This window comes from Mesorhizobium waitakense (assembly GCF_056431085.1).
Genome location: NZ_JBWKME010000192.1, coordinates 240,848 through 258,937, shown reverse-complemented (window position 1 = coordinate 258,937; position 18,090 = coordinate 240,848). Strand labels below are relative to the sequence as shown.

17 protein-coding genes are annotated in these 18,090 nt (G+C 65.2%); 11 read left to right on the top strand and 6 right to left on the bottom strand.

Going from position 1 to position 18,090, the window contains the following annotated elements:
- The first annotated feature begins 51 nt into the window (after positions 1-51).
- The 7 genes from AC07FD_RS35795 to AC07FD_RS35765 all read left to right on the top strand — a co-directional run bounded on the left by AC07FD_RS35795 (position 52) and on the right by AC07FD_RS35765 (position 8,947).
- On the top strand, positions 52-2,484 hold the full coding sequence (locus AC07FD_RS35795) for a glucan 1,4-alpha-glucosidase (RefSeq protein WP_478353655.1): 2,433 nt from the start codon (positions 52-54) through the stop codon (positions 2,482-2,484).
- A gap of 34 nt (positions 2,485-2,518) precedes the next feature.
- A complete protein-coding gene (gene gnd / locus AC07FD_RS35790; RefSeq protein ID WP_478353654.1) occupies positions 2,519-3,532 on the top strand; it encodes a phosphogluconate dehydrogenase (NAD(+)-dependent, decarboxylating) in 1,014 nt (337 codons plus the stop codon).
- A 22-nt stretch (positions 3,533-3,554) separates the two neighbouring features.
- On the top strand, positions 3,555-4,931 hold the full coding sequence (zwf, locus tag AC07FD_RS35785) for a glucose-6-phosphate dehydrogenase (protein ID WP_478353653.1): 1,377 nt from the start codon (positions 3,555-3,557) through the stop codon (positions 4,929-4,931).
- 14 nt (positions 4,932-4,945) lie between these two features.
- The gene (locus tag AC07FD_RS35780; protein WP_478353652.1) at positions 4,946-5,650 is read left to right on the top strand and encodes an ROK family protein; all 705 of its coding nucleotides are present in this window, start codon (positions 4,946-4,948) and stop codon (positions 5,648-5,650) included.
- A 214-nt stretch (positions 5,651-5,864) separates the two neighbouring features.
- On the top strand, positions 5,865-6,326 hold the full coding sequence (locus AC07FD_RS35775; protein WP_478353651.1) for a Ros/MucR family transcriptional regulator: 462 nt from the start codon (positions 5,865-5,867) through the stop codon (positions 6,324-6,326).
- A gap of 120 nt (positions 6,327-6,446) precedes the next feature.
- Complete coding sequence (locus AC07FD_RS35770; RefSeq protein ID WP_478353650.1) at positions 6,447-7,547, top strand: aminotransferase class I/II-fold pyridoxal phosphate-dependent enzyme; 1,101 nt, start codon at positions 6,447-6,449, stop codon at positions 7,545-7,547.
- Between the two features lie 161 nt (positions 7,548-7,708).
- Positions 7,709-8,947 carry an MFS transporter gene (locus AC07FD_RS35765; protein ID WP_478353649.1) on the top strand — a complete coding sequence of 413 codons (1,239 nt, stop codon included), beginning with the start codon at positions 7,709-7,711 and terminating at the stop codon, positions 8,945-8,947.
- A gap of 3 nt (positions 8,948-8,950) precedes the next feature.
- Here AC07FD_RS35765 and AC07FD_RS35760 read toward each other — a convergent pair whose 3' ends face one another.
- The 6 genes from AC07FD_RS35760 to hemC form a co-directional block, all read right to left on the bottom strand.
- The gene (locus AC07FD_RS35760; RefSeq protein ID WP_478353648.1) at positions 8,951-9,667 is read right to left on the bottom strand and encodes a glutamine amidotransferase; all 717 of its coding nucleotides are present in this window, start codon (positions 9,665-9,667) and stop codon (positions 8,951-8,953) included.
- A 17-nt stretch (positions 9,668-9,684) separates the two neighbouring features.
- Positions 9,685-10,164, bottom strand: coding sequence for a tellurite resistance TerB family protein (locus AC07FD_RS35755; protein WP_478353647.1), 480 nt, complete (start codon positions 10,162-10,164; stop codon positions 9,685-9,687).
- A 36-nt stretch (positions 10,165-10,200) separates the two neighbouring features.
- Positions 10,201-11,802: a heme biosynthesis HemY N-terminal domain-containing protein gene (locus AC07FD_RS35750; protein ID WP_478353646.1), complete on the bottom strand. Its 1,602-nt coding sequence runs from the start codon at positions 11,800-11,802 to the stop codon at positions 10,201-10,203.
- A 10-nt stretch (positions 11,803-11,812) separates the two neighbouring features.
- Entirely contained in the window at positions 11,813-13,297 is a 1,485-nt protein-coding gene (locus AC07FD_RS35745; RefSeq protein WP_478353645.1) for a COG4223 family protein, read from the bottom strand.
- A 111-nt stretch (positions 13,298-13,408) separates the two neighbouring features.
- On the bottom strand, positions 13,409-14,125 hold the full coding sequence (locus tag AC07FD_RS35740; RefSeq protein WP_478353644.1) for a uroporphyrinogen-III synthase: 717 nt from the start codon (positions 14,123-14,125) through the stop codon (positions 13,409-13,411).
- A gap of 1 nt (position 14,126) precedes the next feature.
- Positions 14,127-15,053, bottom strand: coding sequence for a hydroxymethylbilane synthase (gene hemC, locus AC07FD_RS35735; RefSeq protein WP_478353643.1), 927 nt, complete (start codon positions 15,051-15,053; stop codon positions 14,127-14,129).
- A gap of 101 nt (positions 15,054-15,154) precedes the next feature.
- Here hemC and tsaD point away from each other — a divergent pair, with 101 nt between their 5' ends.
- The 4 genes from tsaD to AC07FD_RS35715 are packed head-to-tail and all read left to right on the top strand — an operon-like array spanning position 15,155 to position 18,073.
- Positions 15,155-16,243 carry a tRNA (adenosine(37)-N6)-threonylcarbamoyltransferase complex transferase subunit TsaD gene (gene tsaD / locus AC07FD_RS35730; RefSeq protein WP_478353642.1) on the top strand — a complete coding sequence of 363 codons (1,089 nt, stop codon included), beginning with the start codon at positions 15,155-15,157 and terminating at the stop codon, positions 16,241-16,243.
- Positions 16,240-17,271 carry an NAD(P)H-dependent glycerol-3-phosphate dehydrogenase gene (locus AC07FD_RS35725; RefSeq protein ID WP_478353641.1) on the top strand — a complete coding sequence of 344 codons (1,032 nt, stop codon included), beginning with the start codon at positions 16,240-16,242 and terminating at the stop codon, positions 17,269-17,271. The genes tsaD and AC07FD_RS35725 overlap by 4 nt, the downstream gene beginning before the upstream one ends.
- 37 nt (positions 17,272-17,308) lie before the next feature.
- Positions 17,309-17,605, top strand: coding sequence for a YciI-like protein (locus AC07FD_RS35720; protein ID WP_478353640.1), 297 nt, complete (start codon positions 17,309-17,311; stop codon positions 17,603-17,605).
- Between the two features lie 42 nt (positions 17,606-17,647).
- Positions 17,648-18,073, top strand: coding sequence for an EVE domain-containing protein (locus tag AC07FD_RS35715; protein WP_095084061.1), 426 nt, complete (start codon positions 17,648-17,650; stop codon positions 18,071-18,073).
- Positions 18,074-18,090 lie beyond the last annotated feature (17 nt).

Sequence of the window (18,090 nt, the reverse complement as noted above, 5' to 3'; positions counted from 1 at the left end):
GAAAAGAGTTCGCGTCCTGGTCTAGGGAAAGGGCCAGGAGATCGCAATCGAATGCCAGTGACGCCAACCGTTGCTCCGGGCGCCCCGGGAATCCCGGCCCGCTGGACGTCAAGCGCCAAGAGTGGCGTTGGAACGTCCCTTTCGCCAAGCGGCCATATCTGGTTCACGATCAGCCATGGCATTCTCAACGAGATCTACTATCCGCACCTCGACAGCGCCTGCACGCGCGACCTCGGCCTGATCGTCACCGGCCCCGACGGCTATTTCTCCGAAGAAAAACGCGATGCTGTGCACGCCATCGAGCCATTCGAGGACGGCGTGCCGGCCTACAGACTGGTCAACACCGCGACTGACGGCGCCTACCGGATCGAAAAGCGCATCCTCGCCGACCCGGCGCGGCCCGCTTTGCTGCAGGAAATTACCTTCACAGCGCTCAAGGGTGCCGCCAGCGACCATCGGGCCTACGCCTTGCTGGCGCCGCATCTCGTCAATGCCGGCATGGGCAACACCGCCTGGGTCGGTGACCACAAGGGAAAACCAGTGCTGTTCGCCTCGGGGCGCGGCACCTGCCTGGCGCTGGCCTCGTCACTGCCCTGGCGCACCGGCTCGGCCGGCTATGTCGGCGTCTCCGACGGCTGGCAGCAACTCCACAATACCGGCGAGCTCGATCCGGCCTGCCAGCGGGCCGAGGACGGCAATGTCGCGCTGACCGGCGAGATCGGCTTTACCGCTTCCAAGACAACGGCCTTGCTGGCGCTGGGCTTTGGCGCGACATCGGACGAGGCGGCCGAAAATGCCTTCGCCAGCCTGAAGCAAGGCTTTGAGCCCGCCGCCAACGCCTACGTCGAGAGATGGCGAAAGTGGCAAAAGAGCCTGCTGCCGCTGGACCGGCATGGCGAATCCGGGATCAACTTCTATCGCGTCTCGACCGCGGTTCTGTCGACCCACCGGTCGATCGCCATACCGGGTGCGGCGGTCGCCAGCCTTTCGATTCCGTGGGGCTTCAACAAGGGTGACGACGACCTCGGCGGCTACCATCTGGTCTGGCCGCGCGATCTGGTGGAGACCGCCGGTGGTTTTCTCGCCGCCGGCGATGCCGCGTCGGCCCTGCAAATCCTCGACTATCTCAGCTCCATCCAGCAGCCGGACGGCCACTGGCCGCAGAACGCCTGGCTCGACGGGTCGGCCTATTGGCCAGGCATCCAGATGGACGAATGCGCCTTCCCGTTGCTGCTGGCAGATGCGCTGCACCGCGCCGAACACCTGCCGCAAGCCAGGCTGCTCGCCTTTCAGCCGATGATCGAGCGCGCCGCCGGCTATGTCGTGCGCAACGGACCCGTCACCGGTGAGGACCGCTGGGAAGAGGATGCCGGCTACAGCCCGTTCACGCTTGCCGTCGAGATCGCGGCACTGCTTGCCGCGGCCGACCTGCTCGACGCCTGCGGCAAGCAGGTCGCAGCGACCTATCTGCGCGAGACCGCCGATGTCTGGAACGACCAGGTCGAGCGCTGGACCTATGTCACCGGCACGGCACTCGGCAGGCAGGCCGGCGTCGACGGCTATTACGTGCGCATCGCTTCACCCGACAGCGCCGAGGCCGGTTCGCCGAAGGACGGCTATGTCCCGATCAAGAACCGGCCGCCGGGCGATACCGACCAGCCGGCGGAGGCGATCGTCAGCCCGGACGCACTGGCACTTGTCCGCTTCGGCCTGAGGGCAGCCGACGATCCGCGTATCGTCGACACGGTCACGATCATCGATGCGCAATTGCGCTGCGACCTGCCGCAAGGGCCGCTCTGGTGCCGCTACAATGGCGATGGTTATGGCGAGCATGAGGATGGCGCACCCTTCGACGGCACCGGCCAGGGCCGGCCGTGGCCGTTGCTCGCCGGCGAACGCGCCCATTACGAGCTTGCAGCCGGACGCAAGGACAGAGCTGTAGACCTGCTGGCCGCGCTGGAAGGCTCGGCCGGGCTGGGCGGCCTGCTGCCCGAACAGGTCTGGGACGGCGCCGACATGGCCGAGCGCGAACTGCTGCACGGTCGCCCCTCGGGCAGCGCCATGCCGCTGGTCTGGGCGCATTCGGAGCATATCAAGCTGTTGCGCTCGGTGCGCGATGGCACGGTCTTCGACATGCCGCCGCAAGGCGTCAAGCGCTACATCGAGGACAAGACCGTGTCGCCGTTCAGGACATGGCGCTTCAACAACAAGATCCGCACCCTGCCGGCTGGCAAGACGCTGCGCGTCGAGCTCTTGGCCCCGGCGACGGTTCGTTGGAGCAGCGATAATTGGGCGACCGCCGCCGACAGCCAGACGATCGAGAACGGTTTCGGCATCCATCTTGTCGACCTGCCCACGGCCAGCCTCCCCTGCGGAAGCTCGCTGATCTTCACTTTTTTCTGGCCCGGAGCCGGCGATTGGGAGAATGTCGACTTCTCCGTCATATCAGGCGATCAGGACAGCCAGTCGATCCTTCCTCGATAAACCCAGTAAATCTCCAGGAAACAGGGACGAAACCATGCAGATCGGAATGATGGGATTGGGCCGGATGGGCGCCAACATGGTCCGACGCCTGATGCGCGACGGCCACGAATGCGTCGTCTACGACATCAACCCGGCCAGCGTCGCGGCTCTGGTGACCAACGGCGCTTCAGGGACGGCATCCATGGAAGAATTCGTCGGCAAGCTGGCCAAGCCGCGCTGCGTGTGGCTGATGCTGCCGGCGGCGATCACCGGCAAGATCATCGATCAGGTGGCCGCCCTGATGGAACCCGGCGACATCATCATCGACGGCGGCAATTCCTACTATCACGACGCCGTCGACCAGGCCGCGAAACTGGCCGCCAAGGGTATCCATCTTGTCGATGTCGGAACCAGCGGCGGTGTCTGGGGCCTTGAGCGTGGCTATTGCCTGATGATCGGCGGTCCCGACGTGGCGGTGCAGCACCTTGATTCGATCTTTGCCACGCTGGCGCCCGGTGCCGATGCCGGCTCCAATCCGCCCAAGGATGCCGGGACCGCACCCTTTGGCTATCTGCATTGCGGGCCGAGCGGTGCGGGCCACTTCGTCAAGATGGTGCACAACGGCATCGAATATGGCGTGATGGCCGCCTATGCAGAAGGCATGAACATCCTGAAGTCGGCCAATGCCGGCAAGCGGCAACGAACGGCGGACGCCGAGACCAGCCCCCTGGAAAACCCGCAATACTACCAATTCGACGTCGACCTCCCTCAGGTGGCCGAGGTTTGGCGGCATGGCAGCGTCATCGGCTCCTGGTTGCTCGATCTCACCGCGGGCGCGCTGAAGAATGATCCGGGTCTGGCGAATTTCGGCGGCCGCGTCTCGGATTCCGGCGAAGGCCGCTGGACGCTGAAGGCGGCGATCGACACCGGCGTGCCGGCGCCGGTCCTGTCCTCGGCGCTGTTCGACCGCTTCTCCTCGCAAGGCGAATCCGAATTCTCCGACAAGCTGCTCTCGGCAATGCGTTATGCCTTTGGCGGCCATGTCGAGAAGCCGAAGTCCGGCTCGTGACGGCGGCAGGCGAGACACGCCGATGACCCCGGAACGGTCCGACACGCTGGTGCTCTTCGGAGCCACCGGCGACCTCGCCCACAAGAAGATATTTCCAGCCCTTTACCAGATGGTGGCCAAGGGTACGCTCACCGAACCGGTGATCGGCGTGGCGTTCGACGCCTGGGACCTTCAGCAATTGCAGGCGCGCGCCCGCGACGGCATCGTCAATGCGCTCGGCAAGATCGACGAAAAACTGTTCGCCAAGTTCGCCTCCCTGCTGCGCTATGTCAGCGGCGACTACCGCGATCCGGCGACGTTCGAGAAACTGAAAAGCGCGCTCGGCACCGCCCAGCGGCCGCTGCACTACATGGCGGTGCCGCCGACCATGTTCGAGACCGTCGTCCAGGGACTGGAGCAATCGGGCACGGCTCGTGGCGCGCGGCTGATGGTGGAAAAGCCCTTCGGCCACGATCTGCAATCGGCGCGCTGGCTGAACCGGGTCCTGCATCTGGTTTTCGACGAACAGTCGATCTTCCGCATCGACCATTATCTCGGCAAGGAAGCGATCCAGAACCTGCTCTATTTCCGCTTTGCCAATTCCTTTCTGGAGCCGATCTGGAACCGCAACTTCGTCGAGAGCGTGCAGATTACCATGGCCGAGGATTTCGGCGTCGAGGGGCGTGGCCGCTTCTATGACAACGTCGGCTGCATCCGGGACGTCATCGAGAACCATCTGCTCAACATCCTGTTGCTGCTTGCCATGGAGCCACCCGTCGGCCGTTCCGCCGACGATTTGATCGACGAGAAGGTGCAGGTGCTGCGGGCGATCCGGACCTTGACGAAAGACGATGTCGTGCGCGGTCAGTTCACCGGCTATCTGGCCGAACCCGGCGTGGCACCGAACTCACCGGTCGAGACCTTTGCGGCGGTGCGTTTCTTCGTCGACACCTGGCGCTGGCAGGATGTGCCGTTCTTCATCCGCGCCGGCAAGAACATGCCGGTGCATGTCACCGAAGTGGTGGTGCGGCTGAAGCGGCCGCCGCTCGACGTCTTCGACCCGATCAAGCCGGCCGACCAGAACTACGTTCGCTTCCGCATCGATCCGCAAGTGGTGATCGCCGTCGGCGCCCAGCGCAAGGCGGCGGGCGACGACATGATCGGCGAACAGGTCGAACTGACGGCGCTCGACGACAGCAAGAGCGACATGCCGCCCTATGAACGGCTGATCGGCGATGCCATGAACGGCAACGGCCAGTTGTTCACGCGCCAGGACGCCAGCGAACTCGCCTGGCGCATCGTCGGCCCGGTGCTCGGCGACACCACGCCGCCGCACCTCTATGAACCGCTCACATGGGGTCCGGCGGACGCGATGGCCGGGTTCGGGCCGCCCAATGGCTGGATCGATCCGGTAAAGTGAGTGGAGGTGGCGCAATGGCCAAAGCGGTGAAACAACCGGCATCGGACGCTGAGAAGATCGTGCTTGCGATCGATATTGGCGGCTCGCATGTCAAGATCCTCAGCAGCGCCGGCGGCGTGGAGCGGCGCGCCGACTCCGGGCCCGGCCTGACGCCGCAGCAGATGACCGATACGGTAAAGAAGCTAGCCGAGGGCTTGTCCTACGACGTCATCTCGATGGGCTACCCCGGCCCGGTCACCCACAACAGGCCACTCACCGACCCTGCCAATCTAGGCAAGGGTTGGGCCGGCTACGATTTCGCCGCGCAATTCGGCAAGCCGGTGAAGGTGGTCAACGACGCGCTGATGCAGGCCATCGGCAGTTATGAAGGCGGCCGCATGCTGTTCATCGGGTTGGGAACCGGTCTCGGTGCCGCGATGATCGTCGACAATGTCGCCCAGCCGATGGAACTCGCCCATCTTCCCTACAAGAAGGGCAAGAGCTTCGAGGACTATGTCGGCGAACGCGGCCTGGAAAAGCGCGGCAAGAAGAGATGGCGCAAATATGTCTTCGACGTCGTCGACCGGCTCCGCGCCGCCATGCAGCCTGACTACGTCGTCATTGGCGGCGGCAATGTCGACAAACTCGATGAATTGCCCGCCGACAGCCGGCGCGGCGACAACACACGCGCCTTTGAAGGCGGATTTCGTTTGTGGCGCGACAAGGCGCTGATAGTCTGATATTGTTATTGTTTAATATAGTTGTTCAAAATAACGTGTGCCGCGGCATCAAGTCATTGCGCTGCGCAGATTTGCCGACTAGGAATCCCGCGCCACAACAACGCTGCCGTCCCGTGGATGCACAAAGGACGCCGCAGCATTTTGATTTTGCGCATGATCCTTTCCGGGAATCGAATCCGATTTTCAGGTCATTCGCTTTAGACGGAGAAATAGATTGACCGACGATAACGACAGCGCCCGTAAAGACATCGACCTGCTCGAGCTGACCGCTCACATCGTGTCCGCTTACGTCGAGAAGAACCGCCTGCCCGCTTCTGGTCTCGCCGATCTCATCGCCAGCGTCAGCACGTCGATAAGCGGGCTCGGCCAGCCGGCGGTCCCGGTGGCGGCACCGCTGGTCCCGGCGGTCAACCCCAGGAAATCGGTGACGCCGGATTTCATCATCTGCCTCGAAGACGGCAAGAAGTTCAAATCCCTGAAACGTCACCTCGGCGTGCATTTCGGCCTGACGCCGGACGCCTATCGCGCCAAATGGGGCTTGCCGGCTGACTATCCCATGGTTGCCCCCAACTATGCCGCCTCGCGTTCGCTGCTGGCGAAGTCGATCGGCCTCGGCCGCAAGGCCGCCGAAGTCGTGCCCGCCAAGGGCAGAGGCAGGAAAAAGGCCTCGGCCTGAGCAATTCGGTCCTGAGCCAACACTTAGGACGACTGGAACAGAAGCCTGCCGGCGAATCCGCCTTGGCAGGCTTCATGTTTTTGTGGCTTGGATGAACCGGACGGTTCTTTGGGGGAAGCCATGAACTACACCAGGATGGTGATCGAGAAAGAGGCGCCGGAAGAGTACGGCTACGACCGGATCCGCTACAATCTTTCCGAAAGTTCGATCGCCGACCAGAAACTCTCCGATATCGGCCTGTCCTTGCCCGATCTCACGCTCTTCTACGGCGAGCATCGCGGCGACAAGGAATTGCGCGCGCTGATCGCCGCGCAGGACGCCGGCGTCTCGCCCGATGATGTGCTGGTCACCGCCGGTGCCGCCGGGGCGCTGTTCATCATCTCGACCTCGCTGTTGTCGCAGAGCGATCATCTGGTCGTCATCAGGCCCAACTACGCCACCAACATCGAGACCCCTAGGGCGATCGGCTGCGCCATCAGCTTTGTCGATCTGGCCTTCGAGGACGGCTTCGCCATCGATGTCGGCCAGGTCGCGGCGGCGATACGGCCGAACACCAGGCTGATCAGCGTCACCTGCCCGCACAACCCGACCGGCACGATGATGAGCCGCGCCGACCTCGATGCGCTGGTCGCCCTCGCCGAAAGCAGGGGCTGCCATTTGCTGGTCGACGAGACTTATCGCGACCTCTCCTACGGCAAGCGCCTGCCGTCGGCTGCATCGCTGAGCCCGAAGGCGATCAGCGTCTCGTCGCTATCCAAGGCCTTCGGCATTCCCGGCATCCGCATCGGCTGGCTGATCACCAGGGATGCGGAACTTCAGGAGAAATTCCTCGCCGCCAAGGAGCAGATCGGCATCTGCGGCAGCGTCATCGACGAAGGCATCGCGCGCGGCATGCTGCAGCGCCGGGACGCGTTCCTGGCGACGCTGCTGCCAGAAATGGCCAGGCGCCGCGACATCGTCCAGGGCTGGATCGACCGCGAGCCGCTGATCGACTGGGTGCGCCCTGAAGGCGGTGTCGTCGGCTTCCCGCGCCTGAACGTCGATCCCGGCTTCGACCTCGACCGGTTCTATGTGAACCTGCTGGAAAACCATGGCGCCTATGTCGGACCCGGCCATTGGTTCGAAATGCCGAAGCGCTTCTTCCGCGTCGGTTTTGGCTGGCCGACGGAAGCCGAGTTGAGGAGCGGCCTCGACGCCATCTCCGCGGCGCTCAGGCAATAACGTCCTCGTGCAATCAACGGAACAGGGTGAAAATTCGTTGATCCAGCGCTGATTTTGGCGCACATCGCGCTGCGAACTTTGTTAGAAGTTCCATTGGCCGGAACAGCGCCCATGCGGGAAGTGCCCCGCCGGCCGATGCCATCGCAACGGGGCCTCGATCCATGACTGCCGCACAAACCTCGCCGGACCAGCGCTATGCCGCGTTCCGCCACCGCTCCTTCCTGAGCTATTGGGCGGCGCGTTTCCTCACCACCTTCGCCACCATGATCGTGTCGGTCGCGGTCGGCTGGCAGATGTATGACCTGACCCGCGATCCGCTTGATCTCGGCCTGGTCGGCATCGTCCAGTTCCTGCCGTCGCTGTTGCTGGTGCTGGTCACCGGCGTCGTCGCCGACCGCTTCGGCCGCCGCCTGATCATGGCGCTGGCGGTGGTGGTGGAGGCGATCTGCGCGCTGACGCTGCTGTTTCTGACGCTGCACGGCATCAGCGGACCGCTGCCGATCTTCGCCGTGCTCGCCATGTTTGGCGTCGCCCGCGCCTTCTTCGGCCCGGCCTCGGCCTCGCTGTTCGCCAATCTGGTGCCATCTGAGGATTTCGCCAACGCCATCGCCTGGAATTCGTCGGCCTGGCAGACAGCGACCATCGTCGGTCCGGTCGCCGGCGGCCTGCTCTATGGCGTGTCGGCGGAAGTCGCCTACGGCACCGCCGCGGTGCTGATGCTTGCGTCCGGACTGCTGATCTTCACCATCCCGAAGCCTTCGCAACGCACGGAGACCGAAAAGCCGACGCTGCAGAACCTGTTCGGTGGGTTCAGCTATATCTGGAGCGAGAAGATCGTGCTGGGCGCCATCTCGCTCGATCTGTTCGCCGTGCTTTTGTCGGGCGCCTCGGCGCTGCTGCCGATCTATGCGCGCGACATCCTCCAGCTCGGCCCCTGGGGCCTAGGCCTGTTGCGCTCGGCGCCGGGAGTCGGCGCCATCTGCGTCGCCATCTGGCTGGCCGGCCACCCGATCCGCAACCATGCGGGGCTGATCATGCTCGGCTTCGTTGCGGCGTTCGGCGCCTTCACCGTGCTGTTCGGCCTGTCGACCATCACCTGGCTGTCGATCGCAGCACTCGCCTTCCTTGGCGCTACCGATATGTTCAGCGTCTATATCAGGGAGACCTTGATCCAGTTGTGGACGCCCGACCATGTGCGCGGCCGCGTCAACGCCGTCAACCAGGTCTTCGTCGGCGCCTCCAACGAGGTCGGCGAATTCCGCGCCGGCACGATGGCGGCGTTGATCGGCACGGTGCCGGCCGTCGTGGTCGGCGGTGTCGGCGCGATCGCGGTCGCCGGGCTGTGGATCGTGCTGTTCCCGCAACTGCGCAAGGTGCGCCACCTCAAAGGGCGAAACTGACGTCTATCGCAGCGCCGGCTTGCCGAAGATCCTGCGCAGGAATTCATCCAGCCAGCGCCTGAGGTGCATGTCCCAGATCAGCCGGCCGCCGAGATGATCGCGGCCGGGCTGCGCCCCGGGCAACTCGAAGCGATGCGCGCCGCGCACCACCCAGCGCTGCATCATCGCCCTGGTCAACTCGCCATGGAACTGGATGCCCCAGGCGTTGTCGCCATAGCGGAAGGCCTGGTTGGGATAGGTCTCGGCCGTCGCCAGCAGCGTCGCGTCCCTGGGCAGTGAAAAACCCTCGCGGTGGAACTGATAGACCATCTGCGGCCAATGCATCAGGGTCTTGCCGGCTTCGGTCGCCTTCAGCGGATACCAGCCGATCTCGACCAGCCCTTCACCGTGACCTTCAACCTTGCCGCCGAGATGGTTGACCAGCATCTGCGCACCAAGGCAGATGCCAAGGAGCGGCCGGTTCTCCTTGAGCGGTACTTCCAGCCAGGCGGTCTCGCGGCGGACGAACTCGTCCTCGTCATTGGCGCTCATCGGTCCACCGAACACCACCGTGCCGGCGTGGCCGTCCAGCGTGTCCGGCAAGGTATCCCCGAGCGGCGGGCGACGGATGTCGAGCTCGAAGCCCTCTTCCAGGAGCATGTGGCCGACACGCCCGGGGCTCGAATTCTCCTGATGCAGCACGATCAGTATTTTTGGCTTCGAACTCGTTTGGCGCGGCATGGGCAGGCGAAATCCGTCTATTCGTCGCTCGACGTTCCGGTGGCGCCGGGTGCCTGCTCCGCCGCCTTGCGGCGCGCCTCGATACGGTCGCGGCGTTCGACGCCGATCAGCTCGGCGACGCGCCAGACCGTGTTGTCCTCCAACTCGTGCAGCTCGCCATCGGCGTAGACGATCTCCCACATCAGGCCGATGAAGGCCTTGCGCGCCTCGGCGTCGAGATGGCGCTTCAAAACACTGGTGAAGGCATAGAGATCGATCGCCTCATTGTCGGCCCGCTCGCCGGCGGCGGCGAGCGCTTCGAGTTCGGCGCCGCTGATCGAGTAGTTCTGGGCCAGCACCGACTTGAACCGCTCCCACTCGACGTCCTGGCGCACGCCATCGGCATTCATGACGTGATAGAGGAGCGCCGAAGCCGCGACGCGCGGATCGTCGCTGCTGGCATGCGTGCCGGCGCCGGCCGGCAAATCCCTCAGAAATGACAGAACGCGTTCAAACATGATCCATTCCTCAACGGCCTTCACGGCCGACCCAATTCAAAACAACCGAAACCGGCGCGGCGATTTTTCCGCTTCCTCGTCCGGATCGACGCCGGGATCGTCCGGCAGCCGCGCATGCTCCTCTGCCGGCTCGACGGATTCCGCGTTGGTCGGCACCTCGGCGAAGGCAGCGGCCGTGATCGGCCGGACATGATCTTCCTCGCGGGCCTCAGCCTCCTTGCCCGCCGAAATCTCGCCGCCGGCGTCATCGATCACCGCGACTGGCCTCTCGCTCACCGGCTTTGCCAGCGCTTCGATGACCGGCACGGGGGCGGCCGGTGCATCATCATGGCTGTCGATCAACTGGCCGAGCCGCTCCATCGGTGCACGCCACTCGAAGGCGTCGAGCCGGCCGGTGACCGGCGATACCGGCGCCCAGCGCTCCAAAACGACGCCGTCGGCGACCCAGGCCGGATCGCGGGGCGCCCGCACCGCCCTGGAAAGCAGCTGCCGCACCTTGCCCTGGTCGCCGGTATCGGCCTCCTCGATGTCGGCCAAAAGCAGATAGGCGCCCTCGCGGCGATCCATCCTGATCGCTGCCTCGGCCTCGCGTCGGGCGGTCGAAAAATCCAGCGCGTCAAGTGCTGCGCGCGCCACCGTCATCGACGACTCGGCGTGGTTCTTCTTCATCTCCTGCAGCTTTTTCGCCCGGTTGAGGCGGTCGAGCACCGCATCGCCCGGCCGTGCATGGGTATAGAGCTCGGCGATCTCAGGATGCGGCTCGGCCCTCCACGCCGTCTCGAGGATTTTCGAGCCCTTTCGCACGTCGTTCTGCTTGAACAGCGCGGCAGCGGCGGCAACAGCGGCAGGGGCGAAGTCCGGCCTCAGCCGGTTGGCCTCGATCGCCGCGGTTCTGGCGGCAGTCGGATCGCTACCGGCAAGCGCCTGCGCTTTGGCCGTCAACAGCACGGCGCGACGGCGGTTGGCGGCATCGCGTTCGATCTGCCGTGTCGACTTCTGAGCGTCGACCAGTTTCAAGGCACCTTCCCAGTCGCCGCGCGCGGTCAATTCTTCCAGCGTCGATTCGGCCGCCCAGGCCAGTTGCGGCGCCATCACGGCGGCGCGGCCGGCATAGTGCCTGGCGGCGTTGCGGTCGCCGAGCCGTTCGGCCTCGAGATAGAGCCCGCGCAGGCCGAGCAGTCGCATTTCGGGGTCGTCGAGCATGCTCTCGAACTTCTGCCGCGCGCCCTCATGATCGCCTTCGAGCAGCGACGCCTGCGCCTCGAGCAGATGGATCAGCGGCTCCTGGTCGGAGCGGATCAGCTTGGCCGCTTCCTTGGTTTTCTTGCGAGCCAGCGCGCCGTCACCGGCGCCGGCGGCGATCATGCCTGTCGACAGCGCCTGATAGCCACGGTCGCGACGGCGCACGCGGAAATAGCGCGAGATGGTGTAGGGGCTGTTCCACAGCGACTTGATAAGCCACCAGAAGATCATCACCGCGGCGACGACGGCAACAACGGCCACCGCCGCCACCATCAGGCTGACCTGGTACTGGTAGCCGCTGAAGGTGACGACCATGTCGCCCGGCCGGTCGGCCAGCCAGGCAAAGCCCAGTCCGAGCGCGAAGACGACGATGAGGAAGGCCAAGAGGCGGATCATGGTGTTGCCCTCATGCCTTCATCGCGCCGGAGATCAGCGCGTCGACCTGTGTTTCGACCTCGATGCGCGCTTTCAGTTTGCCGGCAAAGTCGGCACCGGCAGCCTTCACGGCTTCGGGCAGCGTGTCATATTCGCTGAGCGCCTTGGCATAGTCACCCTGGTTGACCGCCACTTCTATGCGCGCGACGGTTTCCGGCGCACCGGCACCTTCGACGGCGCCGATCGGCCGGACCTTGACCAGCGATTCGGCGCTCGACAAAAGGTTCTGCAGGAAACCGGCATTCTCATCGAAAGGCGTCGCGGCGGCGACCATGGCATTGGCCGCGGCATCCGCTTGCGATGCGATCTCGGCCCGGGTGGGGATGCCTTTTTCAGCATAGGTGCGCAGTGTCGCCAGTTGCGGCGCATCCGGCGAAATCGCGGCAAAGGTTTCGAGTTCCGCCGAGAATGGCGCGCCACGGTCGAGCGCGGACTTGAGCGCCGACGCGGCGATGGCGAGCGCGATCTTGGGCTGTCCCGCCGCCGCCTCGACCTTGCCGGAAAGCTGCGACACCGACTGCTCCAACGCGGTGAGCCGGCCATCCAGCGCCGTCGTCGCTTCGCCGGCTGACTTCGCCTGCGCGTCGAGACCAGCCAGTTTTTCGTTGAGCGGGCCGAGATCGACCGGCGCCGTGCCGCCGGCCTTACCTAGGGCGGCGACCGCGGTTTCGATCTGCTTGATCTTGTCGCCAAGCGCTGCAAGCCCGGCAGTGTCGCCCGCTCCACCAGATTCGACCGCCGACTTCAGCGCCGCGACATCCGTCTTGACCTGATCCAGCGCCGACGACAGGCCATCGACCTTGGCCGACGCGTCGGTGTTGCCGCCCGTTTCTTTCAGGCCGGCGATTTCGCCTTTCAGCGCGGCGATCTCGCTGTTGACGCCGTCGAGCGATACGCCGGAACCGGACCCCGGCGCGCCGAGCAGTCCGGCGAATTGCAGGCCACCCGCGCCGACCAGCGCGATGACACCGCCAATGATGCCGGCGGCAATGCCATTGAGGCCGCTACGCTTTGCCGGTGGTGTTGGAGCCATTCTGTCGTCCCGTGTCTCGGTTCTCGCCTTGCTGTCGTCGGCCTGGGTGCGCTTCGCCGACGCATCCTCGAAATTGTAGTCGAAGGCTTTGGTTTTGCTGGCCGGCGCCTCGGACGCTCCGGGATAGGCAGGTTCAGCTTCGCTGGCGCCCTTGGCTGCCGCTTCCGCGGCCGTCGCCGCTGGCTGTTCCGATTCGGCCTGGGCGTCCGCATGCTCCCAGGGCTCGAGATCGGTCTGGTCGGCATGCACCGGTTCTTCGGGAATCTCGGCCTGCGAGACGGCCTCCTCCGGCGCCTCTTCGGCGCCGGCCTGGGGCTTGGCGGCGTCCTCGTCGGCGATGCGCGAGACCGCGCCGGGCTCGAGATCGATGGTCACCGGCTCGCGGCGGCCTTTCGAGTGTCGCATCTTCGGCGTCTTGACCATGCTTGGGCTCCGCACAATTCGCTTCGTCTCAACGCCTGGCGGCGCATGATGGTTCAGAAAATGGTCTAGCACATCACCAAGCGGTGAAAAGGGGCGGTGTGATGACGCGGCTCAGGGCCGCGCCTGCAAAAGTGCCAGAAGCGTTTCCTCGTCGGGCTGCGCGGCAGTGCGGATTCTTTCATCGAGGGTATCGTCAAGCGCTGCCGCAATGCGCGCGGAAAGGGCGAAAAACCTTGTCTTTTCAAGAAGCCCTTGCAGAGCGGGCCGCCTGGCCAGGATCCGCATCGCGGCGGCGGCCTTGGCTGAATATAGCAGCACCGCATCGGCGGGTTGGCCGGACAGGCGCTCGAGGACGGCCTCGTCAGAATAACCCGCCGTAAGCGTGTCATATGTCTCGACGGCATGGACCTGGACGCCTGCTGCTCTCAGCCTCTGTTCGAACACTGGAAAGCGCACGCGTCCGCAGAGATAGACGATGGTCTTCCCCGAGAGATGACCGGCAAGACTGGCGGCTAGCGCCTCGGCATCGCCCGGGCCTTCGCTGACTGACAAGATCCCCGCTTGGCGCGCGGCTTCCGCCGTCCTTGTTCCCACGGCATGGCAGGGCAGACCGGCAAGCGCCGCGATGAGCTCCCTGGAAGCAAGCCGCACGGCATTGGCGCTGGTGATGGCCACCGCGACGGCATCGCCCGGAAGCAGTCCGGCATCGGCCGGCAACGCCGCCGTTTCGGTCAAGGGCAGAAGAATCGGCTGGAACCCTATCTCCTGAAGCCGCTGTGCCGTGCGCGAGGCGCCCGGTTCCGGTCTCGTCACCAGGACGCGAAGCATTTCAGAGCCAGCCGTCGAAGAACTTTTCGCCGGCCTTTGCCCGCACCGTCCGGGCGGCTTCCTGGCCGATGCGGCCAGCATCCTGCGCCGGTCCCTGCAGCTCGACCGTGTGTGACTGCGTGCCGTCGGGCGAGATGATCAACCCGTCGAAGGACAGCTTTCCGGCCTCGATCGCCGCATAGCCGGCGATCGGCGTGCGACAGGAACCATCGAGCGCCGCCAGGAAGGCACGCTCACAGGCGAGCGCCTGGCCGGTCGGCACATCGTGGATGGCCGCCAGCATCTTTTCGACGTCGCCATCACCGATGCGGGTCTCGATGCAGATCGCGCCCTGTCCCGGCGCCGGCGGGAAGATTGTGAGCGGCATCAGGTCGGTGACGACGTGGTCGAGCCCGAGCCGCTTCAGCCCGGCATAGGCCAGGATGGTGCCGGCGGCAACGCCTTCATCGAGCTTGCGCAGGCGCGTCTGCACATTGCCGCGGAACATCACTACGTCGAGATCCGGCCGCATCCGGCGGATCAGCGCCTGTCGCCGCAGCGATGACGAGCCGACTTTCGCTCCATGTGGCAGTTCGGCAATGGTCTTCGCCGCCTTGCCGATAAAGGCGTCGCGCGCGTCCTCGCGCGGCAGGAAGGCGCTGAGTTCGAGACCGTCGGGCGGCTGCGTCGGCATGTCCTTCGACGAATGCACGGCGATGTCGATCCGCCCCGCCAGCAGTGCCTCCTCGATCTCTTTGGTGAACAGGCCCTTGCCGCCGGCCTCCGACAGCGGCCGGTCCTGGATGCGGTCGCCGCTGGTCGAGATGACGACGATCTCGAACGCTTCCGCCGGCATGCCATGCGCGGCCATCAGCCGCGCCTGCGTTTCATGCGCCTGTGCCAGCGCCAGCGGGCTGCCGCGTGTTCCGATTCTCAAGATTGTTTGCATGGCGTGCGGTCCGTGATAACCCCCGGGGCAGACCGAGGCCTTTCCGGGCTTTCTACTAATGGGGAAAGCGCTGACAGACAATCTCTAGGGACAGCGACGAATTGATCCGCGTTCTGGGCATTGAGACGAGTTGTGACGAGACCGCCGCCAGCGTCGTGGCGCTGGATGGTGACGCTGCGCCAAAAATCCTGTCCAACATCGTGCTCAGCCAGATCGAGGAGCATGCCGCGTTCGGCGGCGTCGTGCCGGAGATCGCGGCGCGCGCCCATGTCGAGGCGCTGGACGGCATCGTCGAGGCAGCCCTTGCCGATTCGGGCACTGCACTTGCCGATATCGATGCGATCGCCGCCACCGCCGGCCCCGGTCTGGTCGGCGGGCTGATTGTCGGGCTGATGACCGCCAAGGCGATCGCCGCGGCGGCGAACAAGCCGCTGATCGCCATAAACCACCTCGAAGGCCATGCCTTGACCGCAAGGCTGACCGACGGGCTCGATTTTCCCTATCTGCTGCTACTGGTCTCCGGTGGCCACACGCAGATCCTCGCCGTGCGCGGCGTCGGCGACTATCAGCGCTGGGCAACCACCATCGACGATGCGCTCGGCGAAGCCTTCGACAAGACCGCCAAGATGCTCGGCCTGGCCTATCCCGGCGGACCGAATGTCGAGAAGGCCGCCCAAACCGGCGATGCCTCGCGCTTTGCCTTTCCGCGCCCAATGAAGGGCTCGGCCCAGCCCGACTTCTCCTTTTCCGGCCTGAAGACCGCCGTGCGCCAGGCGGCGACAGCCATTGCGCCCTTGGGCGACCAGGATGTCGCCGACATCTGCGCCTCGTTCCAGGCAGCGGTGGCCGATGCGCTGGCCGACCGTGTCGCGCGTGCGCTGGCGCGCTTTCGCGAGACGTTTCCCGGCACCAAAAATCCGGCCCTGGTGGTTGCCGGCGGCGTCGCCGCCAACCGCACCATCAAGGCGACGCTGGAGCGGCAGTGCGACGAGGCCGGCTTCACCTTCGTCGCGCCACCGCTGAAACTGTGCACCGACAATGCGGCGATGATCGCCTGGGCCGGCATCGAACGGTTGCGCCAAGGCATGGCGCAGGAAAACGGCTTCGACTTCGTGCCGCGCTCGCGCTGGCCGCTGGACAGCATTTCGACGCCGATGGTCGGCTCCGGCCGGCGCGGAGCCAAGGCATGAATGGCCGGGAGATGAACAGCCAAGACAAGGGGAAACTGGGCAAAAGCGGCTGGCGCATCAGCGTGCTTGGCGGCGGTGCCTGGGGCACGGCGCTGGCGCTTGCCATGCTGCGTGCCGGCCATTCGGTGCGGTTGTTCGCGCGCGACCCCGAAACCGTCGCCGCGATCGATCGCGGCGAGAACCCGCGCTATCTGCCCGGCATCGCCATCGCGCCCGGCATCGACGCGACGAGCGACATCAAGGCGGCACTCACTGGCGCCGATTGCGTGCTGGCGGTGACGCCGGCGCAATCGCTGCGGGCAACGCTGGCGGTCGCGAAAGGCCATGTGCCTGCCGATATTCCGCTCGTCCTCTGCGCCAAGGGCATCGAGCGCGACACCGGCGCCTTGCTGTCGGCGATTGTCGGGGAGATCCTGCCGCAAAATCCGGTCGCCGCTCTGTCGGGTCCAAGCTTCGCCACCGATGTCGCCCGCGGCCTGCCGACGGCGGTGGTCGTGGCCGCCCGCGACGAGGCATTGGCCGCGGACCTCGCCGCCCGCTTTTCGGCGGAGAATCTGCGCTGCTATTCGAGCGACGACCTCATCGGCGTCGAGATCGGCGGCGCCTTGAAGAATGTCTTCGCCATTGCCGCAGGTGCAGTCACCGGGGCGGGGCTCGGCGCCAGTGCCCAGGCCGCCATGGTGACGCGCGGCTTCGTCGAACTGCGGCGCATCGGTGCCGAGTTCGGCGCCAGGCCCGAAACGCTGATGGGCCTGTCTGGCCTTGGCGACCTGCTGCTCACCTGCTCATCGACCCAGTCGCGCAACTTCGCCTACGGGCTGGCGCTTGGGGAAGGCAAGCCGCTTGCCGGATTGCCGCTGGCAGAGGGCGTGCCGACAGCGGCGATCGCCGCCCGCATCGCCACCGAGCGAAACATCGACGCGCCGATCATTGCCGCTGTGGCGGCCATACTGGACGGCACCATCACCATCCGGCAGGCTGTGACAGCTTTGATGACCCGGCCGCTGAAGACCGAAACCAACGATTGATCCCCACAACATCGATCCCACGACCAGGAGAAAGACCATGCTGTTTGCTTTGATTTGCAAGGACAAGCCCGGGAGCCTGCAGGTACGCCTCGACACGCGTCCCGAGCATATCGCCTTTCTCGAAGGGTTGAACGGCGACAAGAAACTGGCTTTCGCCGGTCCCTTCCTTGACGCCGAAGGCAAGCCCAATGGCAGCCTCGTCGTCGTCGAGGCACCGGACTTGGCAGGGGCACAGGCCTTTTCGGCCGCCGACCCGTACGCCAAGGCCGGACTGTTCGACAGCGTCGAAATCCGCCAGTGGAACTGGACGTTCAACAAGCCGGCGGCTAGTTAATTCCGGTCGCTGGCGGACGCACGCCAAGGAGGAGCAAAAGAAATGAACTACTGGCTGTTCAAATCCGAACCCTCGGTCTTCTCCTTCGAGGCGCTGAAGGCGAAGGGCAAGGCCGGCACGCAATGGGATGGCGTGCGCAACTATGCCGCGCGCAACAACATGAAGGCCATGCAGATCGGCGATCTCGGCTTCTTCTACCATTCCAACGAGGGGCTGAACGTGGTCGGCATCGCCGAAGTCTGCGCGCTTGCCCATCCCGACACCACGACCGACGACCCCCGCTGGGAATGCGTCGACATCCGTGCCTTCAAGGACGTGCCGAACCCGCCGACGCTTGAAGAGGTCAAGGCCAATCCAAAGCTTGCCGAAATGGCGCTGGTGCGGCTCGGGCGGCTTTCCGTGCAGCCGGTGACGCCGGCCGAATGGAAGGAAGTCTGCCGCATGGGCGGCCTGACACCCGCTCCGTGACGGCGCTCACGCCAGAC